Source organism: Tenacibaculum sp. TC6 (genome assembly GCF_050606265.1).
Lineage (GTDB): Bacteria > Bacteroidota > Bacteroidia > Flavobacteriales > Flavobacteriaceae > Polaribacter.
In genome coordinates this window covers 16,107-31,819 of the sequence record NZ_JBOCUK010000011.1, presented here as the reverse complement: position 1 = coordinate 31,819, position 15,713 = coordinate 16,107, and the positions used below count along the sequence as shown (strand labels likewise).

Below are 15,713 nucleotides of genomic sequence, written 5' to 3'. Positions count from 1 at the left end.
AAGATGAGCCAACTGATTAAAGTTATAATTCCTGCTTATAACGAGCAAGATTCCATTGCTAATGTAATTAATGACATTCCTAAAACTGTACACGAAATTATTGTAGTTAGTAATAACTCTACTGATAACACTGAAATAAATGCTGAAAATGCAGGAGCAACAGTTTTGAGAGAAAATAGAAAAGGATATGGATATGCTTGTTTAAAAGGAATGGATTACATAGCCACACAAAAAACAAAACCTGACATTATTGTATTTCTTGATGGTGATTATTCTGATTATCCGGAACAACTTTCAGAAATTATAGCCCCTATTATAAATGATAACATTGATTTTGTAATTGGTGCCAGAGTTAAACGACTACGTGAACATGGATCTATGACTCCTCAACAGGTTTTTGGTAATTGGCTGGCCACTTTTTTAATGAAACTGTTTTTTGGAGCTAAATTTTCAGATCTTGGTCCCTTTAGAGCTATCAAGTATGATAAGCTACTCAATTTAAATATGGAAGATAAAACGTATGGATGGACTGTTGAAATGCAGTTAAAGGCTTTAAAGCAAAAATTATCCTATGTTGAAATTCCTGTAAAATATCGTAATAGAATTGGTGTCTCAAAAGTTTCAGGAACCGTTAAAGGTACTATCTTTGCAGGCGTTAAAATTTTAGGTTGGATATTTAAATACAGTTTTAAGTAATGGTTTTAGAATACACAATAATTACGCTATACACCGTATCATTAGTTCTCATTTTAATGTACGCTTTAGCGCAATTAAACTTGCTTTTTAATTATTTAAAAGCACGTAAACAACAAGATAATTCACCTAAATTTGATTTAAGTAATCCTAATGAGGTTCCTTATGTTACAATACAACTTCCTGTTTTTAATGAGTTGTATGTTATGGAACGCTTGTTAGATAATATTGCTCAAATAAAATATCCGCATGAAAAACTTGAAATTCAGGTTTTAGACGATTCTACAGACGAATCTGTTATTACTACGGCTGAGCATATTAAAAAACTTCAGGAAACAGGTTTAGATATTCAACACATCAGAAGAGAAAATAGAGAAGGTTTTAAAGCTGGTGCCTTAAAAGAAGGTTTAAAAATGGCAAAAGGTGAATTCATTGCTATTTTTGATGCAGATTTTTTACCTAAGCCGTGTTGGCTAGAAAAAACAGTTCCTTTTTTTAAAGACACAACTATTGGTGTAGTACAAACTCGATGGGGACATATCAACCGAGACTATTCTACACTAACTAAAATACAAGCTTTTGCCTTAGACGCTCATTTTACTTTAGAACAAGTAGGGCGAAATAGTCAAGGACATTTTATCAACTTTAACGGTACTGCAGGTATTTGGCGTAAAGAATGTATTTATGATGCCGGAAACTGGGAAGGAGATACTTTAACTGAGGATTTGGACTTAAGTTACAGAGCACAATTAAAAAAATGGAAATTTAAATATTTAGAAAATGTTGAAACTCCGGCTGAACTACCCGTAATTATAAGTGCCGCCAGATCACAACAATTTAGATGGAATAAAGGAGGCGCTGAGAATTTCCAAAAAATGTTAAAAAGGATAATTACCAGTAAAAACATTCCGTTAAAAACTAAAATACACGGTATGCTGCATCTTTTAAACAGCTCTATGTTTACCTGTATTTTTTTAGTGGCTATTTTAAGTATTCCAATGCTATACATTAAAAATGAATATGCTCATTTAAAAATTTACTTTTTAGTGATGAGTTTCTTTGTTGTGAGTACTATTATATTTTTTGTTTGTTATTGGTTTATGTATAAGAGAACTTATGGTGGCGGTTTTTTAAATTTTATAAAATATATAGGTGCTTTCTTTTCATTCTTTTCAATTGCCATGGGCTTCTCATTACACAATACAATTGCTGTTTTAGAGGGGCACTTAGGTAAGAAAAGTGAGTTTGTAAGAACTCCTAAGTTTAATATTAAATCAATAACTGATAGCTGGAAAAACAATAAATACATTAGAAACAAACCATCAACTAATGTAATTATTGAAGGTTTATTAGCTCTCTACTTTGCTTTTGGCATGTATAGTGCATTTATTGTGGGTGATCAAGGAGGTGATTTTGGATTATTCCCTTTCCATTTCATGTTATTTATTGGATTTGGGTATGTGTTTTTTAAATCGATTTTTTCTAAAGCATAAATGATATTTCCTAAAAAATATAGTTTTATACTCATTGGATTTGTTTTTATTCTGTATTTTTTATTTGCTTATTTTTTAGAAAGAACTTCGTTTTACAGTATGCTTGTTTTATGGGGTTTGCTGTTTTTCTCTACATATAGCATCATTACAAATAAGCAATATAATTTTGTTTTTTTGGCTGTGCTAGCTTTACTATTTAGGCTTGTATTTCTATTTGCTTTACCAAATTTATCTCAAGATTTTTATCGCTTTATATGGGATGGAAGAATGCTTTTTGAGGGTTTTAATCCTTACTTATCATTACCTCAAACATTTATAGAAAACAGAGATTATCCTATTAATCAAGCCATTGAACTATATAACGGAATGGGCTCAATGAATGGTAGTCATTACACCAACTACCCTCCTATAAACCAGTTATGTTTTTTTATTGCTGCATTAATTGCTAATAAAAGTATTTTAGGATCTGCTATCGTAATGCGTTTATTAATAATTGCCGCTGATATAGGTATTTTATTTTACGGTAAAAAGTTATTAGAGCAACTACAATTACCTATCCACAATATATTTATATATATTTTAAATCCATTTGTAATTATTGAGCTTACCGGAAATCTTCATTTTGAGCCGGTAATGTTATTTTTCTTTGTTTTTAGTCTTTATAAACTGCATCAAAAAAAATGGTTCATAGCCGGTATTTTATTTGCCTTATCTATATCCGTTAAATTAATTCCATTACTTTTCCTTCCTATATTTTTTCAGTTTTTTGTAAAAAATGAACGTTCATTATATAAAGGAATTAAAAATTTAATTGGTTTTTATAGTATCGTTTTTATCACTTTACTTTTCCTGTTTATTCCATTTCTTTCAGTACAATTCTTTCATAATTACACAAATTCTGTAGGGTTATGGTTTAGAAATTTTGAATTTAATGCCAGTTTTTATTACCTAGCCAGAGAAATTGGTTATTTATTCAGAGGTTATAATGAAATTGCAGTTATAGGAAAAATAATGCCAGTTTTAACAATTGTATTTCTGAGCTATATTACTTTTTTCAAAAAAAATAAAAACATCCAACAAGTAATAGTATCAATGTTACTGGTATTATCATTTTATTATTTTACCACTACTACTATGCATCCTTGGTATATAGCTACTTTACTTATCTTATCTGTTTTTACTACTTATCGTTATCCGTTAGTTTGGAGTTTAGTTGTTATTTTAAGCTATCAGGCATATGCAAACACGCCCTGGAAAGAAAACTTATGGTTTGTTTTTATGGAATATACTATTCTTTATTCTTTTATTTTTATGGAAATGAAAGCGAAAATTAGTTTTTTAAAGCAAAGCTAACTTTTGGTATATCGGTAATCTTGTTGGTTTTTTGTATTATTGTTTTTCACTTTTTTCTTATCACATAACATATGAAAAGGCTTACAATAAAGGACATAGCAAAACATCTTAAAGTTTCAATTTCAACTGTATCAAAAGCATTAAATGATAGTTATGAAATAAGTGAAACCACAAAGAAAAAAATCAGAGATTATGCTAAAGAAAACAACTATCACCCTAATGTTACTGCTGTAAGTTTAAAAAATAAAAAAACCAAAACCATTGGTATTATTATTCCTAACATGCTTAATTATTTTTTAGCTCAGGTTTTTAAGGGAATTGAAAAAGTAGCAAGCCAAAAAGGATATAAAATTATTTCTTGTATTTCAAATGAATCTTATGAAAAAGAAGTGGAAACCATTAGAATGCTTTCAAACGGAAGTATTGATGGTTTTATTTTATCATTAGCTGAAGAAACAATTCTTAAAAAAGAATTTAGTCATTTTCAAGATACTATAGATAGTGGAATTCCTATTGTTATGTTTGACAGAGTTGCTCAAGGAATTAATTGCGATAAAGTTATTACCAACGATTTTGAAGGAACTGTGAATACTGTAAAGTATTTGTATAGATTAGGACATAAAAATATTGCATTCATATCTACCATAAGTAATTTAAAAATAGGGGAACGAAGATATTTAGGATATTTAAAAGGATTGGAAGATTTAAACATTTCTGTAAACAAAAATTTAGTTATTAATATTCATGAAGAGGATTATAAGAAATATGAATCTATTTTAACTCCAATATTTGAAAACAATACTATTGACAGTGTAATTACGACCGATGAATCTTCAGCAGTTGCTGCAATGAAAGTAGCTTCAAGAATGGGATATCAAATTCCTCAGGATTTTTCTGTTATCTCGTTTTCTAACGGAATCCTTGCTCGCCACTCAAGTCCTAAAATGACTACGGTAAGTCAGCATGGTGAAATTATGGGGGCCACTGCTGCTGAAATGCTAATTAACAAGTTAGAGAAAAAAGAGCATAGAAAAAAGTCAGAAACTGTAGTTATTAAAACTGATTTGGTCATCCGAGAGTCAACAAGACCATCATCTTTACACTAAAAAGCAGGTTATAAATTGTTTATAAAAAACAAAACCCACTCAAAAAGACTGAGTGGGAAAAATTGCTATGAAAAAGAAAAAGAAAGTGGTTTATTCAACCACACTACAAATTTAAAAAACTTTTTCTTTTATCCAAATTTTTTTACAAAAAATTTACTTTTTTGTAATCTTATGTATGTATTTATTTTTTTACAGTTATTGTATCTTTGACTTTCAGATATATAACACCTGATTCTTTACATATAGCTTCTCCTTTTTTATCAAACATTAATCGATGCCCGTACTCACTAACCCATCCTATTTGCTTAGAAGGATTTCCTACTACTAGGGCGTAAGCAGGTATATTTTTAGTCACCACTGCTCCTGCTCCAATAAGTGCATATTCTCCAATTGTATTTCCACAGATGATTGTTGCATTAGCTCCAATACTAGCCCCTTTCTTAACTAAGGTTTGCTTAAATTCATTTTTTCTTTGAATAGCACTTCTAGGATTAATTACGTTAGTAAATACCATGGAAGGGCCTAAAAACACATCATCTTCACATATTACACCTGTATAGATAGAAACATTATTTTGCACTTTAACATTATTACCTAAAATTACTTTCGGAGCAATCATTACATTTTGCCCGATATTACAATTGCTTCCTATAATACTATCTGGCATTATATGGCTAAAATGCCAAATTTTGGTTCCTTTCCCTATACTAGAACCTTCATCAATTACTGAAGTTTCATGAGCAAAAAAGCTATTCATTTCATTCATATAGTTACAAATGTAAAAAACTCAACCTAATTGGTTGAGTTTTTAATGTTATTCTACTCTAAATGTAATAGGCAGTGTGTATCTTACTTTAACTGGTTGGTCATTTTTCATTCCCGGAGTAAACGAAGGTATTTTTGTAATTACTTTTTCTACTTCTTTTTTAAGCATTGCATGAGGTGCTCTTATTTTCATATCGGTTATATCTCCATTTTTATCGATTAAAAACTGTGTGTAAATACTATACTTTCCAGATCTCATTCCTAAATCCTGAGCTATCTCTGCATTAAAATAACGCTGCACGTATTGTTTAATTTTATTTTCCAAACATTGTCTGTTTTCAGCTTCATTTAATCCTTCACAACCTTTAAAAACAGGTGCTTTCTGAACACTAAACATGGTTTCGGGTTCATCACTATCTTTTATATTATCTTCTTCAACTACTAAAAGACTATTTATATCAATTTTTGGAGTAACTTCAGTACTAGGTAAATCAATAACGTTTGTTATAGTATATGTATTATTTACCTTTTCAATTTTTGTAAGGTCAACTATAGGTTGTTGACTTCTTTTTACCGGATTAGCTTTCACTTTCGGCACTTCTTTTGTAAAGGCCATTAGCGGTTCATTAATTTTATAAGTCTCCGGTAGTTCATCACCGTAGGAAATAGGAATATTTTCTTTTCTTTCGGTTTCATGCTCAACTGCAATGTATACTACAAAGAGAACAAGGACTAATCCTAGTTGAGTAAAAATGGTTGAAAATTTTTCTAGCTGTTTTCTGGGATGTTTTTTTTGCATTTTCATAGTTATAGTATTTATATATTATTATAATAGATTAACTCAAGAAACATGCCAATAAAAAAAGCAACCCGAAATGGATTGCTTTTATAATTTATATTTTAGAACTATTTTATTCTACATTAAATGTAATTGGTAATGTATACCCTACACGTACTGCTCTTCCTCTTTGTTTTCCTGGTTCCATTTTAGGAAGTTTTTTTGCTATACGAATTGCTTCTTGCTTTAATCTTGGGTGTGGAGCTCTTGCTGTAATATCTTCAATCTCTCCTGTTTTACCAATCTTAAACACTAAGTATATTCTCTTTTTACCTGGTGATAATCCTAACTCATTAGCTAAATCTGCATCAAAATAACGTTGAACGTGTTTGTTCATCATATCATTTAAACAAGCTTTCTTTTGAGCTTTTGTTCCGGTACATCCAGGAAATACTGGTACATCTTCAATAATTGAAAATGGCACATCTTCTACAATATCTTCCTCAACCTCAGCCTCTTGAATTTCTTCAACTTTTACAGCTTCAGATTCATCTGTTTCTGTTGATTCAATTACAGTTTCCTCTACTTCTTTCTCATCTTTTACAACTTCAATTTTTTCCGGAGCCGGAGGTGGTGGTGTATTTTGTGGCGGCTTTGGTGCTTCAGGTTGAATTTCTATAGTTTCTTCTTCAACGTCAGACGCCATGTTAACCATACCTAAATCTCCGTATTCTTTATCGTATGTTTTATTTTCAATGGCTACATACGTTATAAATAAAGCTAAAACCAAACCTAACTGCATAAACAGCTTACTGTAGTTTTCTAAGTTCGATTTTGGATTTTTCTTAATTTCCATCCTTCTATGTTTTTAATAGTTCGCTAATTTAATTAAATTATTTCAACTTTTACAAGCTAAATTTTCAAATAGTAACTTTTTTATAAAAAAAGGTTCTAAACACTGCAAAAGCTATAAACACTCCTAATACGTTTGCTATTGCATCGTAATAGTCTCCGGTTCTGTATACGGTTGCTGACGCTTGTAAAACCTCAATAATTATGCCGTACGTAACACAAAAACCAATTATTAAGTATATATGATATTTTTTTTTGCTAATGCCAGTAGCCAAGATAAAGTAAGAGAGAAGTATGCTATGAAATGTTCTACTTTATCTATATGGTTAAATGATATAGGTTGCTTACCTAGTTTTATTAAACTAAGAATAGCGATACTTATGGTAATAAGCATCGCTATTATAATCTTAATTTTTCTATCCTTGAATAAGGTCTTGATAAGCTTCGGCACTTAATAAATCTTCTAATTGAGATTCGTCAGAAATCTTTACTTTAATCATCCAACCTTTTCCATAAGGATCTGAGTTTACTAATTCAGGCTCATCTTCAAGCTCTTCATTAAACTCAATTACTTCACCAGATAAAGGCATAAATAAGTCTGAAACCGTTTTTACGGCTTCAACTGATCCAAAAACCTCCTCTACTTCTACTGTTTCATCAACAGTGTCTACATCAACGTAAACGATATCACCTAATTCTTTTTGTGCAAAATCAGTAATACCAACTGTAGCGATGTCTCCTTCAACCTTTACCCACTCGTGGTCTTTAGTGTATTTTAATTCTGATGGAATGTTCATTGTATTGTTTGTTTTATTATATTCTTTGTTTATTTTAATTTCCTAAATTATATACTAAATTAATTCCTGCGTTAATAGATTGCCTTGGAAAGGTTGTTGAGATTGCGTAACTAAATGTTTGATGATTATAGTAAAAAGATGCTGTTAAATTTTTACTTAAATTATAATCTGCCAAAAATTTAATACCAAATAATCTTTCTCCTCCGGTTACCTGATTATTACTTTCATCAACACTTCTAATTAACGTTAGGTTATCTCTTAATGAAATATCTGCTCTAAGATTGATATCTCCTTTTAAGGTTTCTTTCTTCCCTGTAAATCGGGTTACAAATTTAACATCTCTGATCTTATATCCAAATCCAAATACATATTCTGTTCCATTTATATCAGTTATTGTATTATTGTTAAAATTTAATGTTAAACTTCTGTCTCTTCTTATCTCTCCTTTAAATGATAAAGAGCTCTTCATTCTAAAGTCAACTTTAATCAACGGCGAAAATTCATCTATCAATGTTGCCGAAGAAACTAATACTTCAGGGTGATAATTACCGGAAGTATTTGTACCTCCTTTAGTGTATTGTAAGTTATTGGTATAGTTTCCTATTGTATAGGAAGATTTATAACCGTGTGATAAGGTAAATGATGAAAAATTCTTTTTAAACCATTTAAATTCCATTAATCCATTATAACGTAAAGTCCAGTTAGGTATAGGAATATTTCTAAAAATACCTGTGCTTACTGAATTAGGATCTTGCCCCGAATATGCTGCTAAAAACGCCGGTAACATTGCTTGTTGACCATTTAATTGATAAGCAGCTCCGGTAGTGTTTGCTAATCCGGTTTCTTCAGATACTCTGGTTGAAATTGTTTGTCTATACGTTCTGAAGTTTTGATAAAGCGTTTCTCCATCTGTAAACATAGTACCTAACATAAAATGACTTATGCTATAGTTTCCTGTTTCAAAAGCTTTGATATTCGGGTTTTGTTCAAATCCTCCACTTCCATTAGCTATAACATCTAACTGTTGTGTTAAGTTACTTGTTTGAATTCTATCTCCTCTAAAGTCAATAGTTAAGCTTTTAAATGGTTTAACTGAAATTGTATAATCTAATTTTTTATTGCTTGTTTTACCATAATTCTTATTGTAATACGTATCATCAGGATCATTCGGGTTTCTGGTTACCAACCATCCGTTGCTAATAGCGTTTCTTAAAATGTCCGTTTGACTTCCGAATACAAATCCAAAGGTTGGCGCTGAACCTCCTTCATAATTATTTCTTCCTAAAAACCCAACAGAAGGTTTGTATCCTTGTAAAAGAGTTCCGTTGTTTTGACTATAGCTAATCTTTGCTCTCTTTACAGAGGTTAATACATCATACAATCCTTTTAATGCTTTTTGACCAAATCCGGCATTTTTTTTCAGTTTTGGTTTGTCCGCTGTTTGCTGATTATCTCCTAATTTTAATGATCCTTTTTTAACAGGAGTTTTCTTTGCCTCTTTAATCAGTAACTTATCTAACTTAAGCGTTTTGTAGAATCTTTCAAAATCTATGGTTGTATTCAAATTATGCGTATTTGCATTTTGAATCATATTCCCAACCTTGTCTCTTACGTTACCTACCTCAGTTTCCTTTCCGTCTATTACTTCATAAATAGGACTTTGAGAAGCTGCCTGCCAATCAAAATCTGCAGTATATCCATAATCAGCAGTTAAGAAACTTAAATAAGGTAGCTTATTAATAGGTACTTTATACGTTGCATTCAGTTTTTGATGATAACTATTTGGCCTTCCTATGTTAAAGAATTTATCATAAATTTCTAAATCTTCATCTTTACCAAAACCATCATAAATAAAATTGTTGGTAGCATTGAAGTTTAATTGTAATGATTTTGTTAAGTCAAATCCAATGGTATAATCCCAATCAAACACAAAATTTCGTTGCTTTAATTCTGGTTGAGGAGATAAACCTTCAATTAAGTTTCTTGACCTTTGAGCGCTATAATTTCTGTTAATTCTCGAGTTAACGGCAATTGTTTTAGGTACCGGATTAATATTCAAATCTTTAATAAATTGTAAATACTTATTACTTAAGAATTGTGTTTTCTTAAATGGCTCTATAACAAAAGGTCTGAAATTAAAGTTATAGCTGGCTCCTGCCATTACATTTTGATTAACATATTTTTCAACGTTATAATCTTTATGAAACTCTTCATTAAATGAATATGAAACCGAGAAGTTTTCTACATCATAGAATTTCTCTTTCTTTTTACTTTCCGGATTTCTGTTCTTTTTCACATTAATAAAGCTAATACTTTTTCTTCGTGTATAATCTTGTGCATTAGCTACATTTTCTTTTGCTTTTTCGTTCCCTGTAGTTTCAGCAGCATCGCGAGCTTGCTGAATAGTTACATCTTGTAGTTGCGGGTCATATTTAGGATCTCTGAACTCTTCCCCGTAACTATAACTCATCGGCACTTGCATGTTCCATTTTTTAGGCATCATTTTTCCTAACTGAACATTGGTTGCCACATTATATTGTTTTACTTCTTCTATACTTCTTTGTTGTACTCTATCTTCTACATTTCCAAATCCAATGGTAGACATTCTTCCTCCTAATGAAACATTCATTACATCTGCTAAATTAGCATCAGCACTCAACACGGCTGCCCATCCACCTTTATTATCAAATCCAACAGCACGCATTTCATTATACCAAATTTCTATAGTTTTAGAAGAAGCTGATGTGTTTTTAACTCCTAACATTACGGTTCGAATCTGAGCCAACGTTGGATTTCCTTTTACAGATATTTTTAATCCATTTGTGCTTAATCCTGAAAACACATTAGAAACGCTTCCGGTTCTTTCTAGTTTTAGATTTGCTAATTCTTCTAAAAGAATATCTAAGTTATTTTCTACCGGCCATACTTTATCTGATACCGGCGTTCCTGAAACACTTGAATATACTAATGGTTTTTCAATTTCGTAGTAGTTTTCATTCAAATCAGTTCCTAAGCGAATAATAGCTACCGTTTCAGTATTTTGCCCTTGACTGGCTACTCTATTAGGATCTTCAGCGTGTAGAAACATTCGTAAGTTTTTATACCTACGCATGTCAATACTAATGTTTTTGTATATAGTTCTTAACGAGTCTGCCGGTAAATCTGTAACTTTTAAGGTAACAGATTGCTCATTTTGACGTTGAATTCTGTTAGTTCCTTGTAAACGTTCTCTCTGAATTCCCGGAGGTAATTGATATTTATCTTTGTTTTGTTCAATATTAACTACTCCTATCTCAAAATTATTTAACTCTGTATCCGGTACATTTTGTGTATATCTTCTCCAATCACTTCTTACCAATTCTAATTCTCCAAAACGTAATACCACCGGAATTCTAAATTGAGTTACAAACATTCTTACAAAACGAATACTGTTAAAATCTGTAATTCCGTTTATAGGAGTTCCTGATTTTACAGGAATTCTAAACTGATACCATCTGGTGGTACGGGTTTCTCCATTGGTTAAGGTAATTGTACTATTTTTTACATCAACTATATGATTAAACCCAATTCCTTTGTTTAACTCAGTTCTACTTAACGGAACTTCATATTCAAAGTAACTGCTCACCGGATTCATTGTTTGATCTTTGTTAATATCTTCTGTATCCGGATATGTAGTTGCTGAAGTTGGATATGTTTCCGGTGATTGTTCCGGTGTTGGTGAGTTTCCTTGGGTATTGTTATAATTTTTATAACGGGTTAAGATAGAAGCATTAATAGCATCTAGGTCACCTCCTCTAAAAAACTGAAAGTTATCTCCAGATGGATCAGCTAATTGTCTGTATTGAGCCGGAAAGGAATTTGTACTGTTAAAATCACTTTTTTCTTCTGCATCACTTAATCCGTCTAACCCCACATCTTGATTAGCTCTGGCACTAGGATCTGAGGCAAAAGCATATAAAATTGACGGATTTATAGGTGTAAACCCCCAAGCTGATTCTCTTACATTACTTCCGTCTGTTTTTACACCATCTTCCGGCAATCCGTTTTCATATTGTTTACTTCCGTCTCGTAAAATATCTTCTGAAATATTCCCTAGGTTAATTAATAATTTTCCATGGTTTGTAGGATCTTTAGGGTTAAATCCAGGTGGTAATCCTTCTTGTTCAGTAATAGAATAATTTTCATACGGATCCATTAACCAAAACTGAATATACTCTACGTTTGCTTGTTCAAAATTATTAGTAGTTAGCGGACGCATAATACCTCCCCAGTTTTCTTCCGGTTTCTTTAACGTAACTTTATTATTTGGGGCATCAATATCAACCTCATCTATATCGGTATTAAAGTTATACGGACCTCTTTCAGAAGGATAATATGCTAAATCTAAAGTTCTTACTAAATTTTGTTGTGTAATATCTAAATCAATATCAAATAATTCTTCATATCGAATTTGACGTACCTCATCTCTGGCAAGTTCGTTTTCGTCAATACTTGAAGGTCTATTAGAATTCCCATAAAAAAGCTGATCTACATTATACCAAGCTATTTTTGCTCTATGGTCATTATATGATAAATCGTTATTTTTTTCTCCATCTGTTTTATATCCTTGAGACTCCGGTGTACTGGCTAAAAACCATTGTTGAGGTGAGTTTAAGTTAATAGGAATTTGCGATGCTTCAAAATCATCTAAATATGAAGTAGCCGTTCCGTTAACATCTATACCGCTTGGTGACCCCGGTAATAAGTACGCCATATCAGCTCTTACCGATACTTTTGAAGGTGCATCTGTTTCTACAAAAGGTAGTTTGTTAGCTAATTTTGTTAAATAAGGAACTTCTGATGAAAAGTCTAAATTTAAACCTAACATCACATTATCAATTGGCTCACCTCCAAAGTTTACTTTTGGTGTAATAGGCTTTTCACTTACATTTAAAAAAGTACCTCCCAATGTTAAATTCTCAGAAAAACGATGTTCTACATCAATCCCTATAAAGGTTTTTCTTTGCTGGTTAAAAAAGGTATTATTTTCTACCGTTGCATTAATTGGCACTCCTGAAGCCTCTAATCCCGGATCTAAAATCTGTACTCTACCCAGCTGATAATCTACTATATAGTCAATCCCTTCAACTAAAGCTCTTCCTCCTGCAGTTACTTTTACCGAACCTCTGGGAATATTAAACGCTCCTAAAGAAATTCCTCTGCTTGATTCCGATTTATAATATCCTTTTAAAAAGAACTTATCTTTATTCTGATATTCATTTTTTGCCTGAATTTTAGTTGTTAAATACAGTTCTTCAAATAGGTATTTATTTTTATCAGCACCTACAAGTCTGGAATCTAAATATGAATTTTCTCCAAAAGGCTCTGGGTCCGGAAAAATAACATATCCTTTTTCAGCATTCACCGTGGCTCCTTCAACAAAATCAAAAAAACCATCACCTCCCGATACTTGATACTGACTTTGATCTAGCCTATCAATATGAAAAATCTGCATTAAAGGCAAATTACCTATGTTAGAAGATGATGCATTTTGTAAGGTGTTTTGTAATGTTCCGGTTTCATCATCTCTATATAATAAATCAAATCGAAAACCTTCTTGACGTAATGGATATGCACCTAAAGCATATACGTTTTTCATCATTAATCGCCACGTTGGAAAAGGTTTAGTTTTATCTGCAGGTCTTACCGTTGTTAAAATTTCACTTCTTAATAATTTTACTACTAAGTTAGCAGGAGCTATAACCCCATCATTTGAAAACTCTCCTACTTTAAAAACAGTTTCACTACTGGGACCTCCACCTTGCGTTGCCCCTACAACGGTATATTCATAAGCTACCGCCAGTACTTCACCATCGTTTAACCTTCTATTTAATGATATAAATCCTAATTGTGGATGTAGTTTATATTCATTCTCCTGTAACTTGCGTGCATTTTGTAAATACGAAAAATCAGTTCCTTGAGTTACCCCTGTAACACCTACATTGGTAAATCCATTTTGGATGGTAGCAACATTTCTGATTTCTCCATTTTGTGTTAATAATTGATCTAATTTATTGACACCGTTATATGGTAAATTAACACCATTGGTTTGTACAGGAACAACTGCCGGATCAACTACGGTATTGTTTACTAAATTATCTGAGGTTGCGTTTGAGTTTGATTCACCTAAATCGGCAATAGCAACAATACTTCTAAAATCATTTACATTTTGCGTTCTATTAGTTACCCAAACTTCTATACGGGTAATGTTAATTGGACTATTAATTAACGGGTATTGTTTAAGTGCCTTTTTATAGTTTTCTCTATGATATTGTGACAAGAAAAAGTGACGATCATTATCATAGTCAGAAGCTCTTAATTCAAAATCTTCAATCGTAGCACCCCCTTCAGCAACTACCGTTTTTGATTGAGAGTTTTGTTGTGAAAAAGCTGCTGTTACTCGGGTTTTTCCAAACTGAAGTTCTGTTTTTACCCCAAAAAGAGCTTGTGCTCCATTAATTAACGAGTTTTTAATAGGCATATTAATATTACCTGCATCAATTCCTTGAATAATATCGTCTTCTGTTGGTGTATATTCAAGTTTAATAAGATTTTGAAAATCAAATGTTGATTGTGTATCGTAGTTAGCTGTAACTTTTAATCGCTTACCTACTTTAGCTTGTAAACTAGCACTTATTTGTTGATCAAAATCAAACGTAAAACTGCTTTGTTGGTCTATAGATATTTGAGGATTTTCATTATTTTGATATATCCCTCCTAACTTAATATTTACCTGCCCTCTGGGAATTACTTCAACTGTATTCCCTCCAAAAACCGATTCGAAAAATTTTGAGTTTACATAGTATTTAGGTAATAAGTTTTTTCTAGCGTCTTTTTTTCCTTTCTTTCTTGAATCAGCAGCATCAACTTTTTCTCTAAAGTAATCTTTAATATCATTCTTTAGTCGGTATTCTTCATACTCTTTAGGTGTCATAAAAATAGGAGTTCCTACATAATAATCACCTATTTTTTCAACAATCACAAACTTGTTTAACGACTCGTCATATGTTACTTGAAACTCTGACGGATTGTTTAAAAAAAGTTTTCCTGTTTGATTAAACTTAAAATTATACTTAAGTGGTACTACAGTATCTTTAACTGAATTATTAGAAACACTTTGTGAAAACGAAACAACACTTACTAATAAAGTAAGTGCTGTAAATAATTTATTCGTAAATGTATTTTTCAACTCTATTATAAGTTTTTTAACGCTTGCTTTATCAACTGTTCTACAGAAGCTTCAGGCGTTTCTTTTAATATATTATTGACTACTTTCTCGGCTTGTTTACGTACAAAACCTAATACCTCTAAAGCAGATAACGCTTCTTCTTTATTTGTATTGTTTTGAGTTACAGAAACTTCATCCAGATCAAACGTCTTTAAAATTTTATCTTTTAAATCAACAATAACTCTTTGTGCTGTTTTAGCTCCAATTCCTTTTACAGATTGAATCAATTTTACATTCTCAGAAGCTATTGCTTGTTGGATTTCATCCGAAGTCATAGAAGAAAGCATTGTTCGAGCAGTACTGGGGCCTACACCTGACACTGAGACTAACAGTCTAAAGACTTCTCTTTCTGTTTTGGTAATAAAACCATATAAAGTATGCGCGTCTTCTCTTATAGATAGATGAGTATATAACACCACATTTTCATCATCAGTTAATGCTGAAAATGTATTTAAAGAAATATGAAGTAAGTAGCCAACACCGTTACAATCAACTACTACGTATGTTGGATTTTTTTCAACAAGTCTTCCCCTAATTTGTGTTATCATCTATTCCTTTTTTTCGCGTTGTCTAAAGTAGAAAAATTATTTGTTTTTAAAAACTCTCGTT

The 15,713-nt window shown here is 31.5% G+C and carries 10 protein-coding genes; 4 read left to right on the top strand and 6 right to left on the bottom strand.

Annotated features, from left to right (window positions below; translation table 11 throughout):
* The first annotated feature begins 3 nt into the window (after window positions 1–3).
* From ACQY1Q_RS08080 to ACQY1Q_RS08065, 4 genes are all read left to right on the top strand, one after another.
* Window positions 4–696 (top strand): glycosyltransferase family 2 protein, encoded by a 693-nt coding sequence (locus ACQY1Q_RS08080; RefSeq protein ID WP_431004796.1) that lies wholly within the window; start codon window positions 4–6, stop codon window positions 694–696.
* Window positions 696–2,186 (top strand): cellulose synthase family protein, encoded by a 1,491-nt coding sequence (locus ACQY1Q_RS08075; RefSeq protein WP_431004795.1) that lies wholly within the window; start codon window positions 696–698, stop codon window positions 2,184–2,186. The genes ACQY1Q_RS08080 and ACQY1Q_RS08075 overlap by 1 nt, the downstream gene beginning before the upstream one ends.
* Window positions 2,187–2,366: 180 nt before the next feature.
* A complete protein-coding gene (locus ACQY1Q_RS08070; RefSeq protein ID WP_431004865.1) occupies window positions 2,367–3,539 on the top strand; it encodes a mannosyltransferase in 1,173 nt (390 codons plus the stop codon).
* Between the two features lie 71 nt (window positions 3,540–3,610).
* A complete protein-coding gene (locus tag ACQY1Q_RS08065) occupies window positions 3,611–4,645 on the top strand; it encodes a LacI family DNA-binding transcriptional regulator (RefSeq protein ID WP_431004794.1) in 1,035 nt (344 codons plus the stop codon).
* Between the two features lie 181 nt (window positions 4,646–4,826).
* Here ACQY1Q_RS08065 and ACQY1Q_RS08060 read toward each other — a convergent pair whose 3' ends face one another.
* The 6 genes from ACQY1Q_RS08060 to ruvA form a co-directional block, all read right to left on the bottom strand.
* Complete coding sequence (locus tag ACQY1Q_RS08060) at window positions 4,827–5,402, bottom strand: acyltransferase (RefSeq protein ID WP_431004793.1); 576 nt, start codon at window positions 5,400–5,402, stop codon at window positions 4,827–4,829.
* A 57-nt stretch (window positions 5,403–5,459) separates the two neighbouring features.
* Window positions 5,460–6,215 carry an energy transducer TonB gene (locus ACQY1Q_RS08055; RefSeq protein ID WP_431004792.1) on the bottom strand — a complete coding sequence of 252 codons (756 nt, stop codon included), beginning with the start codon at window positions 6,213–6,215 and terminating at the stop codon, window positions 5,460–5,462.
* A gap of 106 nt (window positions 6,216–6,321) precedes the next feature.
* Window positions 6,322–7,044: an energy transducer TonB gene (locus ACQY1Q_RS08050; protein ID WP_431004791.1), complete on the bottom strand. Its 723-nt coding sequence runs from the start codon at window positions 7,042–7,044 to the stop codon at window positions 6,322–6,324.
* A gap of 412 nt (window positions 7,045–7,456) precedes the next feature.
* Window positions 7,457–7,837 (bottom strand): glycine cleavage system protein GcvH, encoded by a 381-nt coding sequence (gcvH, locus tag ACQY1Q_RS08045; protein WP_431004790.1) that lies wholly within the window; start codon window positions 7,835–7,837, stop codon window positions 7,457–7,459.
* Window positions 7,838–7,871: 34 nt separating this feature from the next.
* Window positions 7,872–15,065, bottom strand: coding sequence for a cell surface protein SprA (gene sprA / locus ACQY1Q_RS08040; protein WP_431004789.1), 7,194 nt, complete (start codon window positions 15,063–15,065; stop codon window positions 7,872–7,874).
* A gap of 5 nt (window positions 15,066–15,070) precedes the next feature.
* Window positions 15,071–15,652 (bottom strand): Holliday junction branch migration protein RuvA, encoded by a 582-nt coding sequence (gene ruvA / locus ACQY1Q_RS08035; RefSeq protein ID WP_431004788.1) that lies wholly within the window; start codon window positions 15,650–15,652, stop codon window positions 15,071–15,073.
* Window positions 15,653–15,713 lie beyond the last annotated feature (61 nt).

Excerpts from the sequence above, each read along its gene's own strand:
- ACQY1Q_RS08080 (WP_431004796.1), top strand. The coding sequence starts at position 4 with ATGAGCCAACTGATTAAAGTTATAATTCCTGCTTATAACGAGCAAGAT.
- ACQY1Q_RS08075 (WP_431004795.1), top strand. The coding sequence starts at position 696 with ATGGTTTTAGAATACACAATAATTACGCTATACACCGTATCATTAGTT.
- ACQY1Q_RS08065 (WP_431004794.1), top strand. The coding sequence starts at position 3,611 with ATGAAAAGGCTTACAATAAAGGACATAGCAAAACATCTTAAAGTTTCA.
- ACQY1Q_RS08060 (WP_431004793.1), bottom strand. The coding sequence starts at position 5,402 with ATGAATAGCTTTTTTGCTCATGAAACTTCAGTAATTGATGAAGGTTCT.
- ACQY1Q_RS08055 (WP_431004792.1), bottom strand. The coding sequence starts at position 6,215 with ATGAAAATGCAAAAAAAACATCCCAGAAAACAGCTAGAAAAATTTTCA.
- ACQY1Q_RS08050 (WP_431004791.1), bottom strand. The coding sequence starts at position 7,044 with ATGGAAATTAAGAAAAATCCAAAATCGAACTTAGAAAACTACAGTAAG.
- gcvH (WP_431004790.1), bottom strand. The coding sequence starts at position 7,837 with ATGAACATTCCATCAGAATTAAAATACACTAAAGACCACGAGTGGGTA.
- ruvA (WP_431004788.1), bottom strand. The coding sequence starts at position 15,652 with ATGATAACACAAATTAGGGGAAGACTTGTTGAAAAAAATCCAACATAC.